Origin of the sequence: Ilyomonas limi (assembly GCF_005233845.1) — a bacterium.
Taxonomy (GTDB): domain Bacteria; phylum Bacteroidota; class Bacteroidia; order Chitinophagales; family Chitinophagaceae; genus Ilyomonas; species Ilyomonas limi.
Map to the genome: position 1 here is coordinate 1 of NZ_SZQL01000052.1, position 2,594 is coordinate 2,594.

The 2,594-nt window shown below is 42.6% G+C and carries 4 protein-coding genes; 3 read left to right on the plus strand and 1 reads right to left on the minus strand.

Annotation, left to right across the window (positions count from 1 at the left end; all coding sequences use genetic code 11):
• Positions 1-168 precede the first annotated feature (168 nt).
• The 3 genes from FC093_RS23435 to FC093_RS23445 all read left to right on the plus strand — a co-directional run bounded on the left by FC093_RS23435 (position 169) and on the right by FC093_RS23445 (position 2,329).
• Positions 169-687 (plus strand): hypothetical protein, encoded by a 519-nt coding sequence (locus tag FC093_RS23435; protein WP_137264255.1) that lies wholly within the window; start codon positions 169-171, stop codon positions 685-687.
• Positions 688-918: 231 nt separating this feature from the next.
• Positions 919-1,512, plus strand: coding sequence for a plasmid pRiA4b ORF-3 family protein (locus tag FC093_RS23440; protein WP_137264256.1), 594 nt, complete (start codon positions 919-921; stop codon positions 1,510-1,512).
• Positions 1,513-1,741: 229 nt separating this feature from the next.
• Positions 1,742-2,329: a hypothetical protein gene (locus tag FC093_RS23445; protein WP_137264257.1), complete on the plus strand. Its 588-nt coding sequence runs from the start codon at positions 1,742-1,744 to the stop codon at positions 2,327-2,329.
• A 70-nt stretch (positions 2,330-2,399) separates the two neighbouring features.
• On the opposite strand, the gene FC093_RS24180 is transcribed toward FC093_RS23445, so the two are convergent.
• Positions 2,400-2,594: hypothetical protein (locus tag FC093_RS24180; RefSeq protein ID WP_206106677.1), on the minus strand; the 195-nt coding region annotated here is incomplete at its 5' end.

Below are 2,594 nucleotides of genomic sequence, written 5' to 3' on the forward strand. Positions count from 1 at the left end.
AGCAGTTTTGCAAAAGTTGGGCAGACGGAATAAATTTAAACTGTAAATCGCTATTTGGCTTTTGTGCATAGGCTCAGCAGACGAACATTGAATGCCCAACCTTCGCAAAGCTGATAAACGTTATGTGCCACTTTAGCAGACCGACAAACTAATATCTAACAGACAATAATGCCAACAATAGAAATAGCATCAATCAACTCAACTGGACTTGACCTAAACCAAGCCAACTTTGACGTAGCTATCATTGAAGAAAAAAAACTTGAAAGTCATCGTGGACTTTTTTATGACTTGCTTCGACAACAAAACGGTGTAATTGTTCACATTGGTAATCCTGACTTTAAGGACGACAAAGAAGGGGGCTTTTTTGCTGGACAAATTATTGATTGGGACTTTGAGCCGACAGAAATTTACTTCCCAGAGTTTGACGAAAATGACACAACAGACAATCGTGGAGCAAACCAACAATTTAGGTTCAAGTTTTTAAACCAGTATAAGCCTGACATTGACAAGTTGTTAAAAATTGCACTCGACAATTCACCGATTAAAAAAGTATGCTTTCTCACGGACTATCAATTTGGACCTGAAAACGGAAAGATAGAAATAATTTATACAATCACAGACTTTTGGACACTACACGACAAAGAAGGACTTGGTTTAAATACTTTGTATGAAATGTATGGACGATAGAAAGGCTGCACATAACAAAAGGTTTGCCGCAAGGCTGGCAGACGTAATAACAATTGGCAATTGTAATACTATCAACTAATATCGGGCTTGACCGAATTCTATTTGGCTTTTAGTTGTTAACTTCAACATCAGTTTTTTAATTGGCTTCAGTTGCCGGGCGGACACAGCAACAATACCAGCCCTGCGGCAAGCCTCGAACGTAAGCTGCCATTTTATTGAGACACTCCAACTATGCAAGAGATAATTCAACTAAAAGTTTCTTTAACTCATTCAAAGCCTCTTATCTGGCGACAAATTCTCGTTACTAAGGACACTACCTTCTTTGAGTTACATCACATCATACAAATTGTTATGGGGTGGGACAATTATCACATGTTCGAGTTCGACCTTGAAGGTTATAGAATTGGCGAGGTTGACGAAGATGAAAAAAGCAATGGTTATGGTAGTGACCAACTACTTGACTCGACAATTATAAAACTTAGTGACGTAATCACTCAACAGAAAGACATCATTAATTACTTGTACGACTTCGGCGATGGTTGGAGACACCAAATAAAAGTTGAGAAGTTTCACGACATTGACAACACTTTAATATATCCAACTTGCATTGACGGACAAATGAATTGCCCACCCGAAGACTGTGGTGGTATCGGTTCATTTTATCATTGCATAGATGTTCTTAAAGACAAGACACATCCAGACTATAAAGAAATTGCTCAATGGTTTAGCAAAAAATATGACATTGAAAAGTTTGACAAAGAAAAAGTAAATCGCAAACTAAAAGGACTTGACAAATACATTAGGAAATGGATTAGCGGCGAGTAAAAAACGGCAGCTTACATGGGGTTTTGCGGCAGTGGGGCTGGACGCAAAGCGTCCGTCATCAGCAGTAATTCTGTTCAGCTTTTGTCCCAGCCGACATTTATCTATTGAGCTTTAGTTCTTAACTTCAACAACATATTTTCAATTGGGCTGCCGTCGCCGGGGGCGACGTTTTTCAAATCCCCCACCGAACGCAAAGCCCTAACGTTGGTAGCAATTGTAAATCGACAGCGTGACACCGAAACAGACAGAGCGACTTCTCACCAAGATTTCCAATATCAAGCGGACACTTGCCGCTGAAAAGCGGAAGTTTGGCTGCTATGACGACAGCCGTGGATTGCGCTACCTGCCGACCAAGTACTTTATCCAACTTCAAGACTACAAAGGTGGGCTGACCTATCTGCGCTGGTTCAGCAAGAACTTTCCGGACGACGGCGGTTTTCCCGACTTTTTGTTTGAATGGACAATTATTCTTTTCAAGTGCGGCAAGTCCAAAGGAGCGGTGAAAAAGGCGTTTGAAACCTTTTGTGCCAACACCTACCTGTTTGACAAGTTCTTCGGCAGACCCATTACGCCGATTGACAAGTGGGAAGGCTCCAACCTGGAAGTGCCCGGCTTTACAGACTATCTGGACTATTCCAGTGGACAAGCGGAACTTGCTGACTTTAGTGAGTGGCTGGACAGCCTCACTGCCACTGACGACTTCAAAAGCCGCTGTGACAAATACATTGACATCCACAGGCGGCTCAAAATGGAAAATGACCGTGAGACACGTCACTATCTCATCATGCAGGCAAGACAACTGGAAGAGACATTGTGACGAACAACATGCTACCAACATTGGTTTTGTGCCATGGCAGCTTGACGAGCATAGGCTGAACTACATATTTTCAATTTGGCAGCATATCTTTAACCGAAGCTGACGAACCACGGAATGTCGCCACAGGCACAAAGCCGTCAGCGTTATGCGTAATTTTTGGCAACAGGGTAATAGATTGCGGGACGTTTTGCCTCAGGCGACAGCCGGCAGAGAGCAGGCAACCATCCAATGCAGCAGGAATTGTAATCAGGACAGCCGGCAGACA